Origin of the sequence: Acinetobacter sp. GG2 (assembly GCF_000292385.1) — a bacterium.
In the GTDB taxonomy this organism is placed as follows: Bacteria; Pseudomonadota; Gammaproteobacteria; order Pseudomonadales; family Moraxellaceae; genus Acinetobacter; species Acinetobacter seifertii.
The window spans coordinates 1-22,278 of sequence record NZ_ALOW01000031.1 but is presented as its reverse complement, the minus strand read 5'-3'; the positions used below and the strand labels follow the sequence as shown (position 1 = coordinate 22,278).

General features: G+C 39.0%; 22 protein-coding genes, 1 pseudogene and 1 riboswitch. Of the genes and pseudogenes, 6 read left to right on the top strand and 17 right to left on the bottom strand.

What is annotated here, in order from left to right; all coding sequences use genetic code 11:
* Positions 1-16 precede the first annotated feature (16 nt).
* The 6 genes from tssE to B554_RS0107510 form a co-directional block, all read right to left on the bottom strand.
* Positions 17-493, bottom strand: coding sequence for a type VI secretion system baseplate subunit TssE (gene tssE / locus B554_RS0107535; protein ID WP_002048404.1), 477 nt, complete (start codon positions 491-493; stop codon positions 17-19).
* A gap of 79 nt (positions 494-572) precedes the next feature.
* Positions 573-1,076, bottom strand: coding sequence for an Hcp family type VI secretion system effector (locus B554_RS0107530; RefSeq protein ID WP_000653195.1), 504 nt, complete (start codon positions 1,074-1,076; stop codon positions 573-575).
* 49 nt (positions 1,077-1,125) lie between these two features.
* Complete coding sequence (tssC, locus tag B554_RS0107525) at positions 1,126-2,607, bottom strand: type VI secretion system contractile sheath large subunit (protein WP_019457578.1); 1,482 nt, start codon at positions 2,605-2,607, stop codon at positions 1,126-1,128.
* Positions 2,600-3,103 carry a type VI secretion system contractile sheath small subunit gene (gene tssB / locus B554_RS0107520; RefSeq protein WP_019457577.1) on the bottom strand — a complete coding sequence of 168 codons (504 nt, stop codon included), beginning with the start codon at positions 3,101-3,103 and terminating at the stop codon, positions 2,600-2,602. Before tssB ends, tssC begins: the two co-directional genes overlap by 8 nt.
* 16 nt (positions 3,104-3,119) lie before the next feature.
* Positions 3,120-3,809 (bottom strand): hypothetical protein, encoded by a 690-nt coding sequence (locus B554_RS0107515; RefSeq protein WP_019457576.1) that lies wholly within the window; start codon positions 3,807-3,809, stop codon positions 3,120-3,122.
* Between the two features lie 1,067 nt (positions 3,810-4,876).
* Positions 4,877-5,773, bottom strand: a complete 897-nt coding sequence (locus B554_RS0107510) for a LysR family transcriptional regulator (protein ID WP_019457575.1) — start codon at positions 5,771-5,773, stop codon at positions 4,877-4,879.
* Positions 5,774-5,871: 98 nt separating this feature from the next.
* Here B554_RS0107510 and B554_RS0107505 point away from each other — a divergent pair, with 98 nt between their 5' ends.
* From B554_RS0107505 to B554_RS0107490, 4 genes are all read left to right on the top strand, one after another.
* Complete coding sequence (locus B554_RS0107505; RefSeq protein ID WP_019457574.1) at positions 5,872-7,212, top strand: MFS transporter; 1,341 nt, start codon at positions 5,872-5,874, stop codon at positions 7,210-7,212.
* Positions 7,205-7,606, top strand: coding sequence for a hypothetical protein (locus tag B554_RS0107500; protein WP_019457573.1), 402 nt, complete (start codon positions 7,205-7,207; stop codon positions 7,604-7,606). The genes B554_RS0107505 and B554_RS0107500 overlap by 8 nt, the downstream gene beginning before the upstream one ends.
* Before the next feature lie 95 nt (positions 7,607-7,701).
* Entirely contained in the window at positions 7,702-8,646 is a 945-nt protein-coding gene (locus B554_RS0107495) for an ABC transporter permease (RefSeq protein WP_019457572.1), read from the top strand.
* Positions 8,646-9,527 (top strand): ABC transporter ATP-binding protein, encoded by an 882-nt coding sequence (locus tag B554_RS0107490; protein WP_019457571.1) that lies wholly within the window; start codon positions 8,646-8,648, stop codon positions 9,525-9,527. Before B554_RS0107495 ends, B554_RS0107490 begins: the two co-directional genes overlap by 1 nt.
* A 52-nt stretch (positions 9,528-9,579) precedes the next feature.
* On the opposite strand, the gene B554_RS0107485 is transcribed toward B554_RS0107490, so the two are convergent.
* The 6 genes from B554_RS0107485 to B554_RS0107460 form a co-directional block, all read right to left on the bottom strand.
* On the bottom strand, positions 9,580-10,602 hold the full coding sequence (locus tag B554_RS0107485) for an ABC transporter substrate-binding protein (RefSeq protein WP_019457570.1): 1,023 nt from the start codon (positions 10,600-10,602) through the stop codon (positions 9,580-9,582).
* On the bottom strand, positions 10,599-12,410 hold the full coding sequence (atzF, locus tag B554_RS0107480) for an allophanate hydrolase (protein WP_019457569.1): 1,812 nt from the start codon (positions 12,408-12,410) through the stop codon (positions 10,599-10,601). The genes B554_RS0107485 and atzF overlap by 4 nt, the downstream gene beginning before the upstream one ends.
* A gap of 12 nt (positions 12,411-12,422) precedes the next feature.
* Positions 12,423-12,857: a CopG family ribbon-helix-helix protein gene (locus tag B554_RS0107475; protein ID WP_001118705.1), complete on the bottom strand. Its 435-nt coding sequence runs from the start codon at positions 12,855-12,857 to the stop codon at positions 12,423-12,425.
* A gap of 4 nt (positions 12,858-12,861) precedes the next feature.
* On the bottom strand, positions 12,862-12,987 hold the full coding sequence (locus B554_RS0107470; protein WP_001000625.1) for a hypothetical protein: 126 nt from the start codon (positions 12,985-12,987) through the stop codon (positions 12,862-12,864).
* A 171-nt stretch (positions 12,988-13,158) separates the two neighbouring features.
* Entirely contained in the window at positions 13,159-13,698 is a 540-nt protein-coding gene (locus B554_RS0107465; protein WP_019457568.1) for a hypothetical protein, read from the bottom strand.
* Between the two features lie 86 nt (positions 13,699-13,784).
* On the bottom strand, positions 13,785-14,138 hold the full coding sequence (locus B554_RS0107460; protein WP_019457567.1) for a winged helix-turn-helix transcriptional regulator: 354 nt from the start codon (positions 14,136-14,138) through the stop codon (positions 13,785-13,787).
* A gap of 92 nt (positions 14,139-14,230) precedes the next feature.
* On the opposite strand from B554_RS0107460, the gene B554_RS0107455 reads away from it, so the two are divergent.
* Complete coding sequence (locus B554_RS0107455) at positions 14,231-14,767, top strand: NAD(P)H-dependent oxidoreductase (RefSeq protein ID WP_019457566.1); 537 nt, start codon at positions 14,231-14,233, stop codon at positions 14,765-14,767.
* A 38-nt stretch (positions 14,768-14,805) separates the two neighbouring features.
* Here the strand turns inward: B554_RS0107455 and uca are convergent, their stop codons facing one another.
* The 4 genes from uca to B554_RS0107435 all read right to left on the bottom strand — a co-directional run bounded on the left by uca (position 14,806) and on the right by B554_RS0107435 (position 21,297).
* A complete protein-coding gene (gene uca / locus B554_RS0107450; protein WP_019457565.1) occupies positions 14,806-18,411 on the bottom strand; it encodes an urea carboxylase in 3,606 nt (1,201 codons plus the stop codon).
* A 2-nt stretch (positions 18,412-18,413) separates the two neighbouring features.
* On the bottom strand, positions 18,414-19,067 hold the full coding sequence (locus tag B554_RS0107445) for an urea amidolyase associated protein UAAP2 (protein ID WP_019457564.1): 654 nt from the start codon (positions 19,065-19,067) through the stop codon (positions 18,414-18,416).
* A gap of 15 nt (positions 19,068-19,082) precedes the next feature.
* Positions 19,083-19,823: an urea amidolyase associated protein UAAP1 gene (locus tag B554_RS0107440; RefSeq protein WP_019457563.1), complete on the bottom strand. Its 741-nt coding sequence runs from the start codon at positions 19,821-19,823 to the stop codon at positions 19,083-19,085.
* A gap of 28 nt (positions 19,824-19,851) precedes the next feature.
* Positions 19,852-19,947, bottom strand: a riboswitch (guanidine-I (ykkC/yxkD leader).
* Between the two features lie 186 nt (positions 19,948-20,133).
* Entirely contained in the window at positions 20,134-21,297 is a 1,164-nt protein-coding gene (locus tag B554_RS0107435; protein WP_019457562.1) for a zinc-dependent alcohol dehydrogenase, read from the bottom strand.
* Positions 21,298-21,549: 252 nt separating this feature from the next.
* On the opposite strand from B554_RS0107435, the gene B554_RS0107430 reads away from it, so the two are divergent.
* Positions 21,550-21,981, top strand: a complete 432-nt coding sequence (locus B554_RS0107430; protein WP_019457561.1) for an SRPBCC family protein — start codon at positions 21,550-21,552, stop codon at positions 21,979-21,981.
* A 52-nt stretch (positions 21,982-22,033) separates the two neighbouring features.
* On the opposite strand, the pseudogene B554_RS19125 reads toward B554_RS0107430, so the two are convergent.
* Positions 22,034-22,278, bottom strand: a pseudogene (locus B554_RS19125) (TetR family transcriptional regulator); the annotation flags it as partial.

Below are 22,278 nucleotides of genomic sequence, written 5' to 3'. Positions count from 1 at the left end.
AACACACCCACTACGCTTAAGTTCTCGCTGAAATTACATACTGCTGCGTTGTTGGTTTTAACAATGCATCAAATACAACAGGTTCATATAGAGGGTGAATATTTAGATAAGCCTGAATACTTAAACATAATGCGCCCATATTATGTCCATCTAACAACATCTCTACCCGTATTTGTCTTAACCGAGGTTCATGAGCTGCTATTGATTGCTCAATGGATTGGCAAATTTTATCTCGGTCTAGAGGGTTGGCTGTAGAGAGCCCTACAAAATCAATAATCCCAAACTGAAGTATCGATTTCTTTACAAGTGGATAGTCATCAACTACATGATCTAACTTCGCTACCCGACTATTGAGCAAGTCTTCTAAATCCTTTGCGACTGATTCTCTTAATTGCTGAATAGAAAGACCTTTTGCATAATCTTCACTTTCTGGAATTAAGCGATCAAATAAAGTTGAACGAAATCCGTATGGATAAAGCCGATCTAAGTTCATTCGAGTTCACAACAAAGCATATTTAGAGACAGCAGAGGCTAACTTTATGTCAGCCTCCACCAAATATTCACTTAAATAATTAAGCTGCGTAAGAAGCTGTATTATTAGAAAGTGACCATTTCTTAGTAACAGCACCTTTAGCAGTACCGTTAATATCTTGTTGGTTATAAGTCCACTCAACAGCAGCATATTTCAAGCCAAATGCTTCTGTAGGAACGCCTTCTTCGTTAACAGTTGGAGTCACGCTAGAAACTAGAACGTGCTTCAATTTGATTTGTAAGTACTTGATACGTTTATCGCCATTTGCACGATAAAAGTCGATTTGTACTTCATCAAATGTATAACCAGCTGAACATGCTTCCCATAATTTCGGGCTAGTAGCATCTAAGTCTTTCACGAAAACCATGTCAGAATGTTCAACACGTTCAGCAGTATGGCCACCTACGCTACTTGAAGTAGCAGATTTAGGTTGACGAATGTTATGAGACCAAGAGTTAACTTCTAACCAACCTTTGTGCTCAGAATCACGAGATTCTCCATCAACTTTGTATTTACCGCGAAACTCAACGTATATATCTTTCATTTAGAACTTTCCTATTTTTAATTTAAAGTTATTCTTTAGCTGACCTTGATTAATTTGAGGACTGAGGTAACTCAGTGACAAGTCGTAAAGAAACCGACAACTCATCCAGCTGGAAATGTGGTCGCAAGAAAACCACAGATTTGTAGTGACCTGGTTGAGCAGGATCTTCTACAACTTTTACAGACGCTTCACGTAATGGGTATTGAGCTTTTGCTTCTTGAGAAGCACCGTCATCAAGTAATACATACTGTGACAACCACTCGTTTAAAAATGCTTCTACATTACCAGCAGAAGCAAAACTACCCACTTTATCTCGCATCATTGCTTTTAAGTAATGTGCAATACGTGAAACAGCCATGATGTACTGAATTTGACTTGATAAAGCCGAGTTTGCATTGGCAGTATCATTGTCATATTTTTTAGGTTTTTGAGTTGATTGCGCACCAAAGAAAGCTGCGTAATCTGTATTTTTACAATGTACTAACGGAATAAAGCCTAGATCGCTTAGCTCTTTCTCACGGCGATCTGTGATTGCAATTTCAGTTGGACATTTAAATACGACTTCACCATCTTGTGTTTTAAATGTATGGACTGGTAAACCTTCAACCAAACCACCACCCTCAACACCACGAATAGCAGCACACCAACCATGCATATCAAATGCATTTGTTAAACGAGTACCAAAAGCATAAGCTGCATTCATCCACAAATATTCATTGTGGTTTTCACCAGAAACATCCTCAATAAAATTAAAGCCTTCTGTCGCAGTACCTTCTTTTGGATGATATGGGAGACGACCTAAAACATGCGGCAACGTCAATGCAACATAACGTGAATCTTCACTGTCACGGAATGAACGCCATTGAACATATTCAGCCGTTTCAAAGATTTTTGAAACATCTCTAGGACGATCAATATCTGTAAATGACTCTAGGCCTAAAATACTTGGGCTAGCAGCTGAAATAAATGGCGCATGTGCTGCTGCTGCAACATGAGAAATTTGTTCAAGCAAATACATATCAGATGGTGTGCGGTCAAACTCAAAATCACCAATTAATGCTGAATATGGTGCGCCACCAAAAGAGCCGTACTCTTCTTCATAAATTTTCTTAAATAAAGTACTTTGATCAAAGTCTGTAGCACCCTGAAAATCTTTTACCAACTCTTTCTTTGTCGTATTTAACATACGAATTTTAATGAGCGGATTTGAAGGAGTTTCTTGGCAAAAGTAATAAAGACCACGCCACGTTGACTCAATTTTTTGAAATTGTTCATTGTGCATAATCTGACTTAACTGACTTGAAATCAGTGCATCAATTTCTGCAATACGCTTATCAATTGATAAAGTCATATTTTCAGAAACAGTAATGGTTCCAGCCATTACTTCTTTAGCAAGTTCACCAATTAAACTTTTAGCACGCGTATGCTCTTCGTCATTTCGTGCAATACGACTTTGCTCAACAATCGAATCTAAAAGATTAACTTCTTCATTTTCAACAAGTGGCATTGCTGCTGATTGAGTATTATTCATGATCAGCCTCCGCACTTAATTTACGAATTTGATCAGTATTTTTAAGAACTTCATCAAGCAAATCTTCTAAACGTTCACTGTTAGAAATTTTGTTTCTTAAATCAGTTAAACGTTCACGCGCTTCAACGAGTTTCTTTAATGGATCAACTTGTTGAACAACGTTTTCTGGACGAAAATCTTCTATTGACTTAAATGTTAAATCAACGGCCATTCGCCCACCCTCTTCAGTTAGCGTATTATCTACCTGAAAAGCAGCTCTTGGAGACAACGACTCCATTACTTCATCAATATTGTCTAAATCTACATTAATAAATTTTTTATCTTTTAACTTTGTACGTTCAAGCTCAGATGCCGCAGAAAAATCACCCATCACACCTACAACAAACGGGAGTTCTTTCGCTTCTCTCGCATCACCGATTTCAACATCATAAGTAAGTTGAACACGTGGAGGTCGAATTCGTTGAAGCTTCTTTTGTACGCTTTCTCTTTTAGCCATAAGGTTCTATCCCAGATTATTTAGTTAAAGGGTCAAAAGGTGAACTTTTTGATTTAGTAACACTTGCAACAGGTGCGGTTTTTGGTTTTACAGTAGATGTTTTTACTGGCGTTACTGTATGTTTAGTTGTCGCTCTAGAAGTAGAAACTCGATTACGTACTACTTTTTGTTTTCTATAACTTCTTTTTTCATTATCAGCCGAGCTACCTTCTGAGCTAGCTTTAAAACTTGACGGATCAGGTGTTGGCATTGCCGTATGAATATTTTCAATTAATTGCTTTGCTGGAGGATATGTCACGTCATTTGTTAAATAACGCATTTCCTGACTACGCATTTGTTGCAAAGAAGTGTTTGCAATACTTACACCAGACAAAAACAAGACATCTGTTATTAATGAACCGCGTATATTTTGACTTTGCAATTGACTTGCTAAATTCAATGCTTTAACTGGTTGATTAGTCTGATAAAACCGCATAGCAGCTTTAGCTAATAAATCATTTTTTTGAGTTGTATTATCACTATCACAAACTTGTTTAAAAATATTCAATAGCTCAGGATCATTTTGACCTTCTACTAATGGATTCTTCTTAATACAACTTCTTTTAAGTTTTACAGGCTCTTGTTCTGCTGCTTGAGCATATGATAGACCGATAATGTTTCCAGTCAAAAAAAGTATCAAAATACTTCGTTTCAACACAACTTTCATTCCTCTGTTTTCTTATTTATTCAAGGTTTTATTGAAAATTTAATATCTTTAAAACATTAAAAAATATTTCAAAAAAACCTTCTATTCAAAAAATTTAGACGCAGTTTATCATATAAACAAACAAATTTTATATAAAAAACATATCAACTTAAACTAAAAGTAAATAGTTAAGATGCTTATAAAATATAGCTTAATAAAGTTATTCTAACAAAAAAATAATATTGTTTATTTTTGTAAATAAAAATAAAGAATTGATATTTATCATTTTTATAAAAAAATAAAATTGTTTAAAATTTATTTAATTATTAATTTCTTATTGCATATGAAACATTTTCTTAAGAATATTTAATCATAAATGACATTAAAGTTAATTCTGTTTGGCTAGTAACAAATCAGCTCTATTCATAAAAAACCACTCAATACATAAAGGTACAAAATTTGTCAAGACTAATCTGTCTAATTTATTTTAAAATAAACTCATAATCGACATAACCCATTATCACACAAAAGAATTTTCTGATGCATTTTTTATTATTGATATCGAAATTGAGATAGAAAAATTTATTCTAACTAAAGATAAATTTTTGTACTTTATATAGCCTAAATTTTTAATTTATAAAGTTAATTTATATTTATAAAAAATTATTTTATTCTGGAACCTTTAATACCAATCAACTCATTTTTCGTCAAAATATACTTGGTAAATGATACTGAAACTTAAAGATAGTCGGGCTATCAGATTTATTCATAAATAAACATTAATATATGTTAAAATTTTCAAAATAAACTCTTGAATGCTTCTCACACTTTTAAGTCTATTCAACCTTCATTTCGTTCAGACTCTTTTACTGATTATTAAGTCAGCGTTGCATTGCTTTATTTAAAGCATCTTTTTAGTCGAATGCCGCATAACTTCTTGGATACCACGTCTGTACAAGCTCATCGTAGTGGTACAAAAAATAGCTTTTAAGTATTGCTTCATTTCGATGGAAAACATTTTATAAAAAAAAGACAGAATTGTCTATTTATTTAAAATAACTTATCTTCTGCAACTTACATATTTTAGTTTACTTAAACGAAAGATGAGCCACCAAAAAGTCTATTAAGGCACGTGTTTTGGCAGGCAAGCTAGAGGCGTGAGGATAAAGTAATTGAATATTTTGTAACGGCAACGAAAAATCTGGAAATAACTGCATTAGGCGATTGTTTTGAATATCTTCATCAACTAACCATGCAGGACAAATTGCCACACCTAAAGATGAAAGAGCCATTTGATGAATAGCTGTTACCGAATTTGATTCATACTGACTTCGAATAAAAGGTAATGCATATTGCTCCCCTAAACTGTTTTGCAAAATATATTGTGAATCTTGCCAATTTAATAAGGTGTGTCCAATCCAAGGGACATCTGCCAAATCGGATATATTTTCTACAGGATGGTTTTGTATAAACTGCGGAGTAGCCACAAGATAAATTGGATATTCTCCGATTTTTCGAGTTTTTAGAGATGAATTTTTTAAATTTCCTAGCCGAATAACCAGATCTAATTTTTCAGTCACTAAATCATCAAGCGATGAATTAAACGAATACTGTAAACGTAAATGTGGGTAAAGCCGACAAAACTCAGGCAGTAAAGGCAAAATGAAACGTTGGCCAAATTCATTAGTAGACGAAAACCGTAAAGTGCCTGTAATGCTTGTACCCAAGTGTTGGCTTCTTTCAAATGCTTCATCAATCTGAAGTTGGATTTGTTTAAAATCCTCATAAAAATGCTGGCCAATTTCAGTTAATGCAATATTACGGGTGTTGCGAATTAATAGGCTTGTATTGAGCTGCTTTTCTAATTGTTTTATATCAATACTCACCATTGATCGGCTTAAGCCTAAAATTTCAGCCGCCTTGGTAAAAGAGCCGGAATCAACGACCTGTAAAAAACTGGTAATTTGCTTGAGGTTTTTTTGCACAATTAAGCCAATTGTTTAAAATTATCAAACAATAATTTTACTTCGCTTGCATCGACAATAAAAGAGCTGGATCTTACCCTGCCTGCACGGAGGTAGGTATGTCTTATCGATATAAAATAGCGACAGTGTTTTTACTTGGGTTCTTTATTGATTGCATCAACATTTTTATGTCTGCAATTGCATTGCCTAATATTGCATCATCATTTTCAGTTAGCCAATCCATGGTCGCTTGGGTAACAAATGCGTATATTCTCGGGCTCATTTTAATTATGCCCATGAGTTTATGGTTAGCCACCAAACTGGGGAACCAAAAGTTACTATGTTATTCAATGTTGTTATTCTCGATAAGCATCTGCATTATTGGCTTTAGCGAATCGATTTATAGTTTAATTTTTTGGCGATTTATTCAAGGTGTAGCAGGAGGTTTACTAATTCCAGTCGGGCAAGCTCTCGTATACGCATTCTTCCCGAACCAAGAACGCCAACGCATTTCTACCATGATTATGGCAATTGCACTGATTGCGCCAGCTTTTTCACCTGCGATTGGCGGCGTGATTATTGATTCATTAAATTGGCGATGGGTATTCTTATCTAACCTTCCTTTTTCTTTACTGGCAGCGGCTCTGGCATGGTTATGGATTAAAAAAACAGAGAATGTATCGAGTGAAAAACCAGACATAAAAGGCTTGGTTATTTTTAATATAAGCCTATTATCTTTATTACTCTCCTTTTCATTCTATAGTGATTACCATAACGCCTCATTCGCTCTAACGAGTTTTCTAATTTCGGTCGGAATGCTTATTTTTTATATTCGACATGTGAAAAGAATTTCCCATCCTGTTCTGAATCTTCAGTTATTAAAAAATAAAAATTTACGTAATGCATTTATTGTCTATTACGCCGTTCCGGGTATTTTTACAGGCGTTAATTTACTCAATATTTTTAATTTACAGCTTAACTTTGGCTTTAATGCAAAACAAACTGGTTTATTCATGTTGCTCTATGCAACTGGGGCACTCGTAGCCATGATTAGTGGCGGTCTGCTCTATCAACGGTTAGGAAAAAAGTATCTTCTTATTATTGGAATAACCCTACATAGCTTTGGCATATTTCTTTTGTTTTGTATTTCAAACACTAGCCCTTTGAGCTTTTTAGTAATTGCTTATTTATTGATGGGTATGGGCGGCGGTCTAAGTGCCAATATTGCCCAAATTAGCTCATTAATTGATTTTTCAGGCCAAGATTTATTACAAGGAAGTGTGCTCTGGAATATTAATCGACAGGTTTCATTTAGTGTCGGTACTGTCGTTCTCATTTCGATATATAACTTGATGTCTGGCTCAAGCGATCTACTGCGCTATCAACATACTTTTTTAATTGCAGCTTTGCTCTGCTTACTTTCACTCATTCCCATTTTAAAGGAGAAAACCCATGTCTAAACAAATGGATCAAGCCATTCAAAGTGTCATTGACCTACATGTTTTAATAGAAAATGTATTTACAGGAAATAATACAGAGCAAAATCTGAACCCGCTTTTAGATAGCTTTGATCAAAATTTTAAGATGGTTACGGTTCAAGGCCAGAGTATTGGTTTAGCAGAAGTTAAAAGCTTATTTAGTCAAAATATTGGAAACAAACCCTCTTTAAAAATCGACATTATTAAGAGTACAGCTTTATACGAATTTGAAAATTATTGTTGGGTGCAATATCAGGAACATCAACAAACTGATGCAACCGAGACAGTACGTACCTCTACAGCCTGCATTAAAGTAGAAGGCGAAAAGTGTTATTGGGTTTATTTGCATGAAACTTTAATTCCCTCATCTTCTTAACTCATCTAGAGCACCATAAAGATGGCACCTATTTTGCTTAATAATATTACGTTTTATGAAAATCGTAATACTGATCAAAATGGGGAGCTCTCGATATGGGTTATGTTGCAAAGGAATTTACGCGAAAGAACAAGCTGATTCTCAGTATTTGTTCTTTCGTTATTCCAATATGTCTTTGGTGCGCAATCAGTTACTTACCTTTTGTTTGGCATCCTCAAGTACAAATCACAAGTTCAGGCAGTGTTTCTTACTTACAAGTAGGAAGTCGCGTTGATAAAAATGTGTTCTATTTCGAAGCACAAAATGCAGTCAATCGAAATTCTGCACCACCACAAGGTATTTTGGTCAATCCGATTTATTTACCAGCTCCCCATGAAGTCGCTAAGGCTTTGGTCACCGCCTTTACCACACCACCAGAACAACCTGATTCACCGTGGTTTCACCAAAGTTTATGGCACAGTATCAAACTGGTTTTTTCAGCCTTTTTTATCTCTTCCCTGATTGGGATTCCACTGGGTATTTTGTGTGGTTTTTCTAAGCGTATATCCCTGTTAACAGAACCGTTTGTCGAGTTTTTCCGTTACTTACCCGCTCCCGCCTTTGGTGCACTTGCAGTAGCAATTTTAGGGATTAATGACGCACCTAAAATTGCCATTATTGTGATTGGTACACTATTTCAGCAAATTCTCATTATTGCCAATACCACCCGAATGGTTGATCGAAGCTTAATTGAAGCTGGTTATACGCTTGGCACCAATAAGCTCAAAAGTTTATTTCATGTAGTGATTCCTGCGGCCTTACCTGATATTTACCGTGACTTACGTGTTCTATTGGGCTGGGCTTGGACCTACTTAATTGTTTCAGAGTTGATTGGTACGACCTCGGGTATTACATGGTTTATTACCCAACAGGCACGCTATCAAAACTTTGACAATGTCTATGCAGCTATTTTGATTATTGGGGTGATTGGTCTGGTCTGTGACTGGCTATTAATGAAGTTAGGTGAGCGGATGTTCACTTGGAAAGTAGGAGCAAAATAATGAACGATTCAACATTTAACGCGCATGAATACTTTCAAAAAATTTATGAACGTCCTGTGATTTTAGAAGCCAAACAACTGAGCCAAGTCTTTAAGCATGGTCAAAGCGAACGCACTGTTTTAAATAAGCTCGATTTAAAAATTCATAAAAGAGAATTTATTTGTGTGATTGGCCCTTCTGGCTGCGGCAAATCGACATTAAGCCGTGTTATTGCAGGTTTAGACCCATACCATAGCGGAGAAGTTTTAGTAGACGGCGAATGCATTACAGGCCCATGTCCTGAACGCGGCATGGTGTTTCAGGGCTATACCCTTTTTCCGTGGAAAACTGTAAAAGAAAACGTGATGTTTGGTCCGCAAATGCGTGGTGCTAGTCAAATGACAGCAGAGGCGCAAGCACGTGAATGGATTAATATTATTGGTTTGGAAAAATATGAAAATCAGTATCCACACCAACTTTCTGGCGGCATGAAACAGCGCGTTGCGATTGCTAGAGCTTTAGTTAATCAACCAAAAATTTTACTCATGGACGAACCTTTTGGTGCACTCGACCCACACACCCGTCAAAAAATGCAAAAGCACTTGATGGATTTATGGCAAAACATTGATATCACCATTATTTTTGTGACCCATGACATGGATGAAGCCATTTTACTGGCAGACCGAATTGTGGCACTCAAAGCCAACCCAGGTGAAATTAAAGAAATAATTGAAGTTAATTTGCCGCGTCCACGCTCACTCGACTTAATGAGCACACCTCAGTTTAAACAACTCCGTTCACGGGTAGATTATCTGGTACACGCTGAAGAAGACGAGCTTGACCCAGCTTTACAAGACTTACCAAAAATTCCACGTATGACTCAGGTCAGTACAGAAAAATAAATCAGGAATTAAAAAAAGCCCAAGTTCAACTTGGGCTTTTTACTTATTTGGCTTATTTGAGCTGTTCTATGAGTGTTGGATAAATCAGCCCATCTACATTTTGTTCGGTTTTATAAATCCCATTTTCGACGTTAAATTTATTGACGTGATAGGTCGAACCATAAATTGAGTCAAAACCTTGAGATTTAGTAAATACTTTTTTATTGGCATTGATATCTAATAAATGCGTACCGCTAACCATCAACTCATATTGTTTTGGGTCGACGCCTGAACGGTTTGCCATGATTTTAACTGCATCGGCATGGGTTGCAGGGTTATTAATATATTTAACTGTTTTATCCCACACTTGAATGATTTTTTTCCATTCTTCTTGATGAGCAGTTAAATGGCTCATGTTGACAGTCAAGGTGTCATAAATTAAACCCGGCTTGTCTTTAGAGGTATAAATAATTTTAGAGCCTGCCACTGCTTTTAATGCCTGACCTGCAACGGGTTGCCAAACAGCGATTGCAGAAATATCTGGGCTATTAAATACTTGAGGTAATTGGTTTGTCGCTGAATTTACCAGCTTCACCTCATTCGCTTTAATGTTATGGTCAGTTAAAGCCGTTGCTAGTAAAAGATGATCAACCAAGCCTTTTTCGACACCGATTGATTTTCCTTTTAGGTCTTGAATGGTATTAATGCCCTCTTTTGCAATAATGACATCATTACCCGCAGAATAATCTGTTACCATGATCATCATGCCTTGCGTGCCACCCGAAGCGGTTACCAAGTTATCGCCATTGGTGACCAACACAGCATCGAGCTGATTTGCCGAAAAGGCCGAAAGCGAAGCCGAATAATCAAACCATTTAAACTCTACATTTAGCCCTGCTTCTTTTAACCAGCCTTTTTCAATAGCCACTTGCCAAGCCACCCAGCCCGGCCAATCACTATATCCGATGGTAATTGGTTTTGTATTTGCGGCTGCCTGAGCGTCTTGTTTAGCCTCGGGCACTTTAGCCGTATTGTCACACCCACCCAATACAACTGCCGATAAAATAGATACAGATAACAACGCTTTTTTAATCATATAGAAACTTCCCCAACATTTTTACTAACAACACTTTGAGCGGTTTGATTGAGTGACTGTATATAGGCTCGCCAGCCTCCAAAATGGCTAATATCAGTTGCATCTTGAATGGCATACGCTTCACAAATAAAGCCTTTGACCCATGTTCCATCTTTTAGTTTCAGGTTCCCAATGCCAAGTGGTGCGGGTACTTCAGCCACAATGGCTCCAAAATTTGCTAATGGAACATCCCACACTTCAACTTCAATTGAAATACCTTTCGCGTCGCATTGCAGCCCCGGCTTTGGTGGCGTGGTATTTTTTAAGGCAAAGAGTTTATAAGTTTCTGCAGTCTGAGTTTTATTAAGCAAAGTGGCATTGCGACTAGTCAGCTGAAAATTAAGTAGCATGCCTGTTAAGTGTGCTCCCACCACCGCAAGCTGCACGGAATGATTGGAGTGGATGTTTATACTTTTTTGATAATGTTGAGTTGATTTAGCCAAATTCAGCGATGTTTCAGCTTGCCAAAGCTGTGCAAAATTAGCGAGTGCCTGATCGTGCCACGCAGGTGCAATAAAGGTTACCCCACTTGGTAAGCCATCCTCACGGAGTACATTAGGTAAAGCCAAAGCCGAAAGATCGGCAAAATTGACAAAGTTGGTATAGGCTCCCATGTGCGCATTTTTAGTCAATGGATCGGCTTCAACCTCGGCAATGGTATAAATGGTTGGCGCTGTCGGAACCATCAAGGCATCAAAAGGTTGTAATCCCAAATTAATTTTTCGAGCCAGAACGGCGCGGTTATATTCAGCTTGAAGTGCATCTGTTGCCTTGAATTTATCTGCCTGCGCAATAATTTGAGCAATCACTGGATGAGCCTTTTCACGTGTTGTCATGCGTTCAACGGCGACTGTTCTTTCTGCCACCCAAGCATCGTTATACAGTGCGGCAGCAAGCTCATTAAAAGCGCTAAAATCAATACTCTCAACTTCATAACCCAGTTTTTTTACACGCTCAATTGCAACTAAAAAAGCTTTTTCAGATTCAAGATCACCATAAAACTCAAGCTGAGCTGGAATAGCAATTTTCCGTTTAGAAAATTGAGTCGGTACATTGGCTGGATGTGCTCGTGAATATTCATCTGTTTCATCGTAGCCCTGCATTAAATTGGCAACTGTCCACGCATCATCAATATGCAGCGCAAAAATAGAAATGACATCAATAGTCCGACATGCAGGAATTAAACCTGTGGTAGAAAACCAGCCCTTTGTTGGTTTTAGGCCCACAATATTGTTATGGCCCGCAGGTACACGCCCTGACCCCGCCGTATCAGTTCCCAAACTAAAAGGCACAATGCCATTGGCAACCACCACCGAAGAACCAGAACTTGAACCACCACTAATATATTCAGGGTTAAAGCTATTTTTTACTGCGCCATAGGGCGAGCGAACGCCAACCAGTCCAGTTGCAAACTGATCAAGGTTAGTTTTACCAACCACAATCGCCCCTGCTTTTTTCAGCTTGGCAACTACGGTAGCGTCTTGTGTCGCTAAATATTGAACCTCTTTACAGGCAGCAGTAGTGTGAAAGCCAGCGACATCAATGTTGTCTTTAACTGCAAATGGCACTCCGTATAGAGGTAAGTCAGCAATATTCTGGTTTTTTAAAACATCAATTTGCGATTGAATCTGCTCGTTCGATGCAATTTCAATCCATGCATGGTCATCATTTTTAATTTCTGCCACATAGCCAATCAGATCCTTAAGATGGATTTGCCCATTTTGATATGCTGTTTTCCAGTCTTGAATGGTCCATAAATTTTTCAACACGCTACTCCTCATTTAGTCATTTTGCTGTATAGGCGGCATGACGGCATCCATCAGTTCTAAATGCCCTTTAATCACCCCTTTCAGCACAATAAATTGCTGGCTAATTTGTCTGAGTTCAGAACTCGCACCCTGCATTAACATGACTTGCAATATCTTTTGTTGGTCGAGCTGAATATGAAGTGAACTAATCACCTGCGCTAAAAACTGTTGCTGTAAATCGACCAATTGATTGCGCAGGGTCATTTGGCTCGCGTCATAAAGTAGCGTCAAGGTGCCCACCATGACTTCATTAGCCTGCGCCTGCTCTGCAATTAGGTGTTTATTAATCATGTCGACAATGGCTTGCGAGCGACTTTCATAGTTCTGCTCGACAATTTTTTGATCGAGTGCGTTAAGTGTCGTTTCAGGTACGGTAATACTGATTCGAGCCAACTTTTGTTTTGCCACAGTCTTATCCTTTTGTTTTAGGCGGCTGATTGTTTTGCTTGATATATACACCTGCACGTACGCTAAGCAATTCGACTAAAAAGGCTTTTAAAGTTGGCTTTGGTTGAACCACAGGTTTTACATCGTTCATATCGCACCTCTAGCTTGGTATTACCAAATTCAGTTTTTGTATTACTGATAAGAGATGCAGAAAATGTGCCAGTTTTTAAGCGTCGTTTTGCTGGGCTTTACGGGTATTTATGAATGATTTCTGGGCAAAAAAAAGCCCCATGCACAGGGATGGGGCTATCTCTTTTAATCCTTAGTTATGTTTCAATAAATCATTCTGATTAAAAAGGAATCCATCTTTAGGAGCCTCTATTTTTATATTATTTATTAAAATTTTAAAATCATTAATCGCTTTATTTGTATCATTACCTTCGCCTTCATATGTCACTAAGATAACTCCAGCATTAGTACCTGATGAAGCACTAATAAGAAAACGTTGATCAAAGTTAGTTGTAAATACATTAGCTTGATAATTCATACCACTACTCAATGGAATATTAATATCCTCATTAACCAATCTTACCCCTTTCATTTTTACTAGTCCTTGTTTCGGAACTTGTAAAGAAGCAACCAGATATTGCATACCTTCTTCTATACCTTTGGGATAATATATTGAAATTATAATTGCCTGTTTACTCTCCTGTTTTATTGCAACAAGTTCTCCATTTTGACCTTTGCTAATATCCCAGTGATCTTTTAAATTAACTACAATATTTTTATATTTTACTTCTTGAGCGTAAGCCGGAGTAAGTAAATGAAAAAAAATAAGTGATAGTAATAATATTCTCTTCATAATAATTTCCTTTTTTTATTCATGAAGAATAATATTAAATATCACTAAAATAGTCTAATCTATTCAATAATTTAATGTTTTTAATCTTATGACTGATTAATCATCGTATGCGCCCATAGCGATAAAGACTCTAATACAGGCTTAAAAGACTGGCCTAATTCGGTCATTTCATAGACCACTTTAATCGGTGCTTTTTCACCATAAACGGTTCGAGATATTAAGCCACTTTGCTCTAATTGTTTAAGTTGAAGGCTTAAGGTCATTTCTGTGATGGTGGGCATTAATTGATTGATTTCATTAAAGCGTTTTGGTCCATCTTTTAGATAATACAAAATAACGCCTTTCCATTTTCCACCCACCAAATCCATAGCCATACTGATATGACATGGATAAGTTTTTCCATTCATGGTGATTTCACATTTATTTTCAGTATTTGCCATTTTTAACGCCACCTATCAACTTTGATAGTTATTGTACACTCATACTATAAAAATTATAGTGACTATGATTTTTATAGCTACAAGGCATTATTATGGCTTTACTTATTTTGGCCCATCCCTACTACGCTCAATCAATTGCAAATAAAACGATAGTGAATGAACTTATAAAAACCTATCCGGACCTTGAAGTACGAGATATTTTTCAGCTTTATCCGGACTATAAAATTGACGTGAGTGCTGAACAAGAAGCGTTGTTACGCCACGACACCATCATTCTGCAATATCCAATGTTCTGGTTTAATATGCCAGCAATTTTAAAGTTATGGTTTGATGAAGTTTTTACTTATCAGTTTGCTTATGGCTCTCAGGGCGACAAATTAAAAGATAAAAAAGTTATTATTAGTATGACAGTCGGGCAAAATGAAGCTGACATGGTGAACGAACGAGAAAACTTAATCGATAGCTTTTTAAAAGCGGTTCAATATTCAATTCAATATACGCAAATGCAGTTAAGTAGCACATTCTTGCTTTACGAAGTTTCTCCGTTATCAGGTCATTCAGAGTCTGAAATTAAGTTAAAAGCGGTTGAGCATGGTCATAAAGTATTAAAGCATTTGACCGAAGCATAATAAAAAAGAGAGCATCGGTATTGATGCTCTCTTTTGGTTTAAGCAACTGGTGCCAAGGTAAATAGCACTTGTCCCGTTTTTACAGTTTGACCTTTTTCAATAGTAATGGTTTCAACTTTCATGCGTTCGGGTGCAATAATTGGAATTTCAATTTTCATTGCCTCAATCACTGCAAGGGTTGCACCTTCTTCAACAATATCTCCCGATGCACATTCGATTTTCCAGATTGAACCCGGCATGTGTGATTCGACTGCACAGCCTCCTTCAGGGATCACCACGGTTTCACCTTCCTCTACAGCATCTAAGCTTTCAGAGATATATTCTTGCAAGCCCGCTTCATGCCAACGGCGACGTTCAGCCTCAAAGTTAGCTTGTTGCATGTCTTTAAAGGCTTGAATGCTGTCTTGATGCGTTTTTAAAAACTCGTTGTATTCTTTTAAATTGAGCACACCATCTTCAATACGAAGTTGTAGGCGGCCCGCTTTAAAGTCTTCACGCATTTGCAGAAGTTCAGCCTCAGACACTTCATAAAACTTCACTTGGTCAAAAAAGCGTAATAACCACGGTTTACCTTCTTCGAAGTCGGCATTTTTACGGTAACGACTCCACATTTGAGTGGTACGACCAACAAACTGGTAACCACCCGGCCCTTCCATGCCGTATACACACATATAAGCACCGCCAATGCCGACCGCATTTTCAGGTGTCCAAGTTCGCGCAGGGTTATATTTTGTGGTGACTAAACGTTGGCGTGGATCGAGCGGTGTCGCCACAGGTGCCCCTAAATACACATCGCCTAAACCCATCACCAAATAGTTTGCACTATAGACCACATCTTTAACTGCTTGCTTAGAAGCTAAGCCATTAATACGGCGAATAAACTCGACGTTATCTGGGCACCACGGCGCATCTGGACGAACAATTTGTGTATAGCGTTCGGTGGCAAGTTGAGTTTGTGAATCTTCCCAAGCCAGAGGCAAATAGACAGTCCGTGAAGGCACCTGCATATTTTGAATGTCAGGTAATTCGGCTTCTGCTTGCTGAAGTTTCTGTAAAAGCTCAAGTTGATCGAGCTGGATTGAATCAAAATGAATTTGTAGTGAACGGATGCCCGGTGTTAGGTCGATAATGCCCTGAATGTTTTGATCTTTGACCCATTGCATGAGTGCATGAATACGGAAGCGTAAATTTAGGTCGAGTACTAACTCACCATATTCCACCAACAAATAGCTATTTCCTGCTGGTCGATAGCTCACGCTTGGTAAGTCAGCTTTACCGTCTAAAGTAGCTAAAACGGCATCTTTTAAAGTGTCGGGTTCTGCTTGAATGGCTGGGTTAAAATCGATCTGAGTTGTATCGGTCGCAGTTAAGCTTTGATAATATTTTTGATCGAGTGTTTTTGCTTGCGCATAACTCACAGGTACAAATTTGACCTTATCGCCCGCTTTTAGCTGCCCAATTTTCCAAAGCTCGGAATGAATGACTACCGCAGGGCAAACAAAGCCGCCTAAGCTCGGACCATCTGGCCCCAAAATAATTGGCATATCGCCCGTAAAATCAATTGCGCCAATGGCATAAGCGTTATCGTGAATATTGGAAGGATGTAAGCCTGCCTCACCGCCATCTTCACGCGCCCACTCAGGTTTTGGTCCAATTAAGCGAATGCCTGTGCGGCTTGAGTTATAGTGAATTTCAAACTCATTGGCAAAGAACGTATCAATATCTTGTTTGGTGAAAAAATCTGGCGCGCCATGTGGCCCATACATGACTGCAATTTCCCAGTTTTGGGTAAAGCTTGGAATTTGTGCTTGAGCTAAAGCTGTGGTCGATTGAGCGGAATATTCAGTAATCGGCAGCATATCACCAATTAATAAATTACGGCCTGCATGCCCCCCAAACTGCCCTAATGTGAAAGTTGCCTGTGACCCTAAATAGTCAGGAACATCGAAACCACCTTTCACGCCAATATAGCTACGGCAACCTGAACGGATAAGTCCGCATTTTAAAACTTGGCCTTTTTTTACATTAATGGTTTGCCACATCGGCACAAGTTCACCATCAAGTTTTGAAAGCATCTCACCGCCCGTAATCACAATTTGGCTATCGCAGTGAAACTTTAAAGTTGGCCCTTGCAAGGTACATTCAAGCCCTGCGGTATTTGGCTCATTGGCTAAAAGCTGGTTTGCCACCGTTAAACTGAGTGGATCGATAGCACCAGATGGCGGCACCCCTACATCCCAATAACCTAATCGACCTGTTACATCTTGAATGGCAGTTTGAATGCCAGCCTGCAACACCTCAATTTTTTGGGTTTTCCATTCAAAGATATTTAAAAATCGAGTGGTTTGAGTGCCAAGCGCAAACACGTCACAAGCAATAATATTTTGTAAATATTCCAGATTAGTTTCGATACCAGCGACTTGCGTGTTGGCAAGACTAGTACCCATTGCCTGTATGGCTTGGTCCCGTGTTGCAGCAGTCACAATGATTTTGGCAATCATTGGGTCATAAAAACACGACACCGTTGAACCTGTTTCTACCCATGTTTCGACTCGTGCTTGCGGGTCAAATTTAACATGTGTGAGTAGGCCTGCACTCGGCTGGAACTGTTTAATTGGGTCTTCGGCATAAAGACGTACCTGAATGGAATGTCCTGTTGGCTCTAACTTTTCAGTCGGTGCTGACCACTCACCACTTGCTAAAGTAACCATCCACTCGACTAGATCAACACCAAAGACCTGTTCGGTCACGCCGTGCTCGACTTGCAAACGGGTGTTCACCTCTAAGAAATAAAACTCTTGGGTTTCGGTGTCCATAACAAACTCAACTGTGCCCGCCGAGCGATAGTTCACCGACTGCATGAGTTGAATCGCAACTTTTTGAAGATAGTCGCGTTGCTGTTCATTTAAATGTGGTGCGGGTGTTTCTTCAATGACCTTCTGATTACGGCGTTGCACCGAACAATCACGCTCACCCAACGCTAAAACTTGGCCTTGCCCATCACCAAAAATTTGTACTTCGATGTGGCGCGCGTGTTGTACAAATTTCTCTAAATACAAACCCGCATCTTTAAAATTGACCTGAGCTAAATAAGACACGGTTTGATAGGCATCTTTTAACTCGGTTTCGTTCCAGACCAGACGCATACCAATACCACCACCGCCCGCGGTACTTTTTAGCATGACTGGATAACCAATACGGGCTGCCTCAAACAAGGCCTCGGCCTCATTAGCCAGTAATGAGCTACCCGGAAGTAAAGGCACATTGCTTTTAATAGCCAGCTCACGCGCGGTATGTTTTAAACCAAAATCGAGCATTTGGCTTGAAGTTGGCCCAATAAAAGCGATACCTTGGCTTTCGCACAAATCACAAAACTCGGCATTTTCAGACAAAAAACCATACCCGGGGTGAATGGCTTCTGCACCAGATTGTTTCGCTACCTCAAGGATTTTTTCAATATTTAAATAACTTTGATGGGCAGGTGCGGGACCAATCAAGAAAGCTTCATCGGCCAAAGTCACATGTAACGAATCACGGTCAGCTTCCGAGTAAACAGCCACCGAAGCGATCCCGAGTTTTTTAAGAGTGCGAATTACGCGACAGGCAATTGCACCGCGGTTAGCAATCAGAACTTTTTTAAACATGCTTACCCCCCTTCCGCTTCACGGACAACCAGTTGAATTTTGGTTGGGTTATAGGCATTACATGGGTTATTGAGCTGCGGACAATTTGAAATTAAAACAATCAAATCCATTTCCGCCCGAACTTCTACATATTTTCCCGGGCCTGAAATTCCATCATCAAATTTAAGCTGACCGTCTGGCGTAACAGGCACATTCATAAAGAAGTTAATATTTGGGCCGATATGGCGGACATTTAAGCCATGCTTTTTTGCAATCGGGTGTTTTGCCAAGGCATACATAAAGTTGTTACGGCAACTATGCATTGGGTACGTTTCATGTGCATAGCGAACCGTATTACTTTCACATGAACAGGCACCGCCAATGGTGTCATGGCGACCGCAGTTATCATCATGAATAACCGCAATTGGGCGGCCAAAGTTACTATAGAGCTTGGTGCCCTTTTCTAAATAGATTTGTTGGTTGATGGCCAGAGTATCCATTGCGCTATAACGCTCAGTCGGATTTTCGGCACTCATAAACAAAGTATCGACCGCTTGGTTTCCCTCAAGGTCAATAATACGAAAATATTGGCCCTTTTTAACCTCGCACATCCACGCTTCGCCAGCAGGACAAACTTCATTTAAAACTGCTTTTTCAAATGATTGTAAAACTGTCATGATGCTTCTCCTGATTTAAATATTGCTAAGCGCGTAGTAGCGGGCTGTGTTTTGAAACGCACGCTGATTTTGCGAACACGCATCACGACAAATATCGCTGTCTGTTAGAGAATTGGCTTTAAATAAACTAAGTTGAATATCGGCAGGTTGATAGCTTGGGCTGGTGTCTAAACCATGCGGTGCAGCAGATAAAAATATTAAACAGTCCATTTCAAAACGCAGCTCAATGCTTTGATCGGTGTTATCAGAACTGACATAAGACAAAGCACCGTTTTCATCTGGTACAACTTTAGAAAATAGATTAACTGTGGCACTCAGGTCTTGGCCGGCAAGTCCGTATTTACACATTTCAATGAGTAAACTGTCTAAGCCGTTTTGGTACATATCATTTCGGGCATCTTGAAATGTGCGATTGCCAAATTGTTTTTCAATTTGTTCAGGTCGGCTTGGGCCACAAAGTGCATCATTCCAACCATGATCATCATGAACAATGGAAGCCATGACACGGCCTAGGTCTGAATAGAGCACATTGGAAGCTTTTAAATAGGCGGTGTGTTGCCCTTTTAAACTGTCGGGCATATTAAAACGTTCAAGCACATCGGCAGCATTTACACAAAACAAAGAAACATTTGCCTGAGCGCCAAGCGATGTAAATCTAAGAATAGTTCCTTTTTGAATACGCCCCGACCAGTGATGTCCTCCGGGTAAAAGTTCGGTCCAAATCGCCTGATTTTTATGATAACTTGCAGTGTTCATAGCTACTCCTGTCGGATAGTTTTAGACTTCCTCCCGGGCTTTTATCCCTCCGTGTAGTTCGCTAGGAACCGTGAACTCTCGGTCCAGTCATACGTAAAGTATCGGAACCCTAGATCACTTTTGATTGTTTATGACTATGCAAAGGACATGCCAGCTTAGTATTACGGTTTTGGTTAAAAGTAATACTAAACTTGGGCAATTTGAGTGCGCTTTAGAATGGAACGTAAAAACCTGCACTTAAAATTGTGCATTTCAAAATAAAAAAGCCCCTTTCACGAAGAGGCTTAAGAATGAATTATAAGAGAGCGTATTAAGGAAGTAGAATCACCTTACGGCATTCCTGTTCTCTTTCATTAAAAATGCGATAACCCTCTGCGGCATCTTCTAATTTCATTCGGTGGGTAATAATCGTTTCAGGTGACAAGTCACCACGCTCAATAAATTCTAGTAAAAGCGGTAAATATTGATGCACATGGGTTTGGCCCATTTTAAAAGTCAGTCCTTTATCAAAAGCATCGCCAAATAAAAAGCCATGAATTGGGCCTGCATATACACCCGGTACACTCACCACACCACCACGACGAACCGCAGCTATACATTGACGAAGCGCTGCGCCACTTGAACCTTCAAGCTTTAAATTGGTGAGCACTGTTTCAATGACACTGCCTTTTGCCTCGAAACCAATGGCATCAATCACCGCATCGACGCCACGATAATTGTCGGTATTTTGAATAATAAATTCGGCCGCATCGACTTCATCAAAATTAACTGGAATGGCACCGTAGGTTGCCGCCGCATAGGTCAATCGATATTCATTGTGATCGACCATAAATATCTTTTCAGCGCCAAGCATCTTGGCACAAGCGGCACTTAATAGTCCGACTGGCCCTGCACCATAAATTGCAACGGTTGAGCCACGTTTCACTTGGGCATTGGTCACTGCCTGCCAAGCGGTAGGTAAAATATCGGTCAAGAAAAGTACTTTTTCATCAGACAATGAGCCGGGCACTTTAAAAGGCCCCTTGTTGGCTTTTGGCACACGAACATATTCTGCTTGGCCACCCGGTACACCGCCATATAAGTGGCTATAGCCAAATAAAGCTGCACCAGGTGGAATTTGCTTTTTATTGATAATTGCACCACGACCTGTATTGGTGGTTTCACAGGCAGCGGTCAGGTCAAGTTGGCAAAAGAAACATTCACCACAGGCAATCACAAAAGGGACGATTACCCGGTCGCCTTTTTTCACATGGGTAACGGCTGGGCCGACTTCTTCAACCACGCCCATAAACTCATGCCCAAAAATATCACCATGTTCGGTCTTTGGGATTTTGCCTCGATATAAATGCAAGTCAGAGCCACATATCGCTGTGGCGGTTACACGTAAAATAATGTCATCTGGTTCTTGAATAATAGGGTCTGCAACCGTTTCAACTCGAACGTCTTCGGCACCGTGGTAAGTAAGAGCACGCATATTGTTATTCCTCTATTTCCTTTCATGTCATTTGATTATGAGGAGGCTTTCTTTACCGTTTGCAACGATTGTTATTTTTCACGTAAGGCATATTGCGCAAATGCAAATAAATTAAGGCTTCATTAGGCCACTAAAAGGTGCAATATAAAGGTGAAATCAGTCTGACGAACTAGAATTCCCCCCTAATGAAAAGCGTGCTAATATCCAAATTCTGACAATTACTCATGTCAATTTTACTTTAGAGGGAACAAGATGTTAAAAACTCAAAAAATCAACATCATACAAGAATTTGATGCACCTATAGACAAAGTCTTTGCAGTCTTGAGTGAACACGAAAACCTAAGCAAACTTTTTGCCCCTGCTAAAGTCACTCGCATTAGTAATGGCAAGGATGCACGTAACGGTGTTGGCTCTGCCCGCAAGATGTCTATTCCGTTTACACCTTCATTTGTTGAAACAAATTTAGTTTACAAAGAAAATGAACTGATCGAGTACGCGATCACAAGCGGCATTAGTCCAATTAAGGCGCATCGCGGTGTGATGCAATTTACTGACTTGGGAAATAACCGAACTCGTTTGAATTACACCATCAGCTTTAAAGGTCGCGTTCCTTTTATTGGCCCGATTATTAAAGCTGCTTTAGAAAATGGCGTGAGCCGTGGTCTTAAAAAACTTAAGTTTTAACCCATCCTAATAAATAAAAGCCCTATTATGGGCTTTTATTTTTTAAATATTTCTACGAAAGTATTGCTATAAAATATTCGAATTGCTTGTCTCTTTCATCTACATCAGTATGACTGAGCCTTTGAATAATGGTTCCTTCAATTATATGTAAAAATAATTTGGCATCATGAAATGAGGCTTCCCTATTAAGTACTCTGAGATGGCTATAGATTTCATTGGTCAGCCATGTTCTATATTTAATGGCGACTTGGTAAGCATTTGAATAATTATTTTTAGTTTCAAAAATGGCTTTAAATA

Bases quoted from the DNA above. Each gene is read 5' to 3' on its own strand.
- tssE (WP_002048404.1), bottom strand. From the start codon at position 493: ATGAACTTAGATCGGCTTTATCCATACGGATTTCGTTCAACTTTATTT.
- B554_RS0107530 (WP_000653195.1), bottom strand. From the start codon at position 1,076: ATGAAAGATATATACGTTGAGTTTCGCGGTAAATACAAAGTTGATGGA.
- tssC (WP_019457578.1), bottom strand. From the start codon at position 2,607: ATGAATAATACTCAATCAGCAGCAATGCCACTTGTTGAAAATGAAGAA.
- tssB (WP_019457577.1), bottom strand. From the start codon at position 3,103: ATGGCTAAAAGAGAAAGCGTACAAAAGAAGCTTCAACGAATTCGACCT.
- B554_RS0107515 (WP_019457576.1), bottom strand. From the start codon at position 3,809: ATGAAAGTTGTGTTGAAACGAAGTATTTTGATACTTTTTTTGACTGGA.
- B554_RS0107505 (WP_019457574.1), top strand. From the start codon at position 5,872: ATGTCTTATCGATATAAAATAGCGACAGTGTTTTTACTTGGGTTCTTT.
- B554_RS0107500 (WP_019457573.1), top strand. From the start codon at position 7,205: ATGTCTAAACAAATGGATCAAGCCATTCAAAGTGTCATTGACCTACAT.
- B554_RS0107495 (WP_019457572.1), top strand. From the start codon at position 7,702: ATGGGTTATGTTGCAAAGGAATTTACGCGAAAGAACAAGCTGATTCTC.
- B554_RS0107490 (WP_019457571.1), top strand. From the start codon at position 8,646: ATGAACGATTCAACATTTAACGCGCATGAATACTTTCAAAAAATTTAT.
- B554_RS0107485 (WP_019457570.1), bottom strand. From the start codon at position 10,602: ATGATTAAAAAAGCGTTGTTATCTGTATCTATTTTATCGGCAGTTGTA.
- B554_RS0107470 (WP_001000625.1), bottom strand. From the start codon at position 12,987: ATGAACGATGTAAAACCTGTGGTTCAACCAAAGCCAACTTTAAAAGCC.
- B554_RS0107465 (WP_019457568.1), bottom strand. From the start codon at position 13,698: ATGAAGAGAATATTATTACTATCACTTATTTTTTTTCATTTACTTACT.
- B554_RS0107460 (WP_019457567.1), bottom strand. From the start codon at position 14,138: ATGGCAAATACTGAAAATAAATGTGAAATCACCATGAATGGAAAAACT.
- B554_RS0107455 (WP_019457566.1), top strand. From the start codon at position 14,231: ATGGCTTTACTTATTTTGGCCCATCCCTACTACGCTCAATCAATTGCA.
- uca (WP_019457565.1), bottom strand. From the start codon at position 18,411: ATGTTTAAAAAAGTTCTGATTGCTAACCGCGGTGCAATTGCCTGTCGC.
- B554_RS0107445 (WP_019457564.1), bottom strand. From the start codon at position 19,067: ATGACAGTTTTACAATCATTTGAAAAAGCAGTTTTAAATGAAGTTTGT.
- B554_RS0107440 (WP_019457563.1), bottom strand. From the start codon at position 19,823: ATGAACACTGCAAGTTATCATAAAAATCAGGCGATTTGGACCGAACTT.
- B554_RS0107435 (WP_019457562.1), bottom strand. From the start codon at position 21,297: ATGCGTGCTCTTACTTACCACGGTGCCGAAGACGTTCGAGTTGAAACG.
- B554_RS0107430 (WP_019457561.1), top strand. From the start codon at position 21,550: ATGTTAAAAACTCAAAAAATCAACATCATACAAGAATTTGATGCACCT.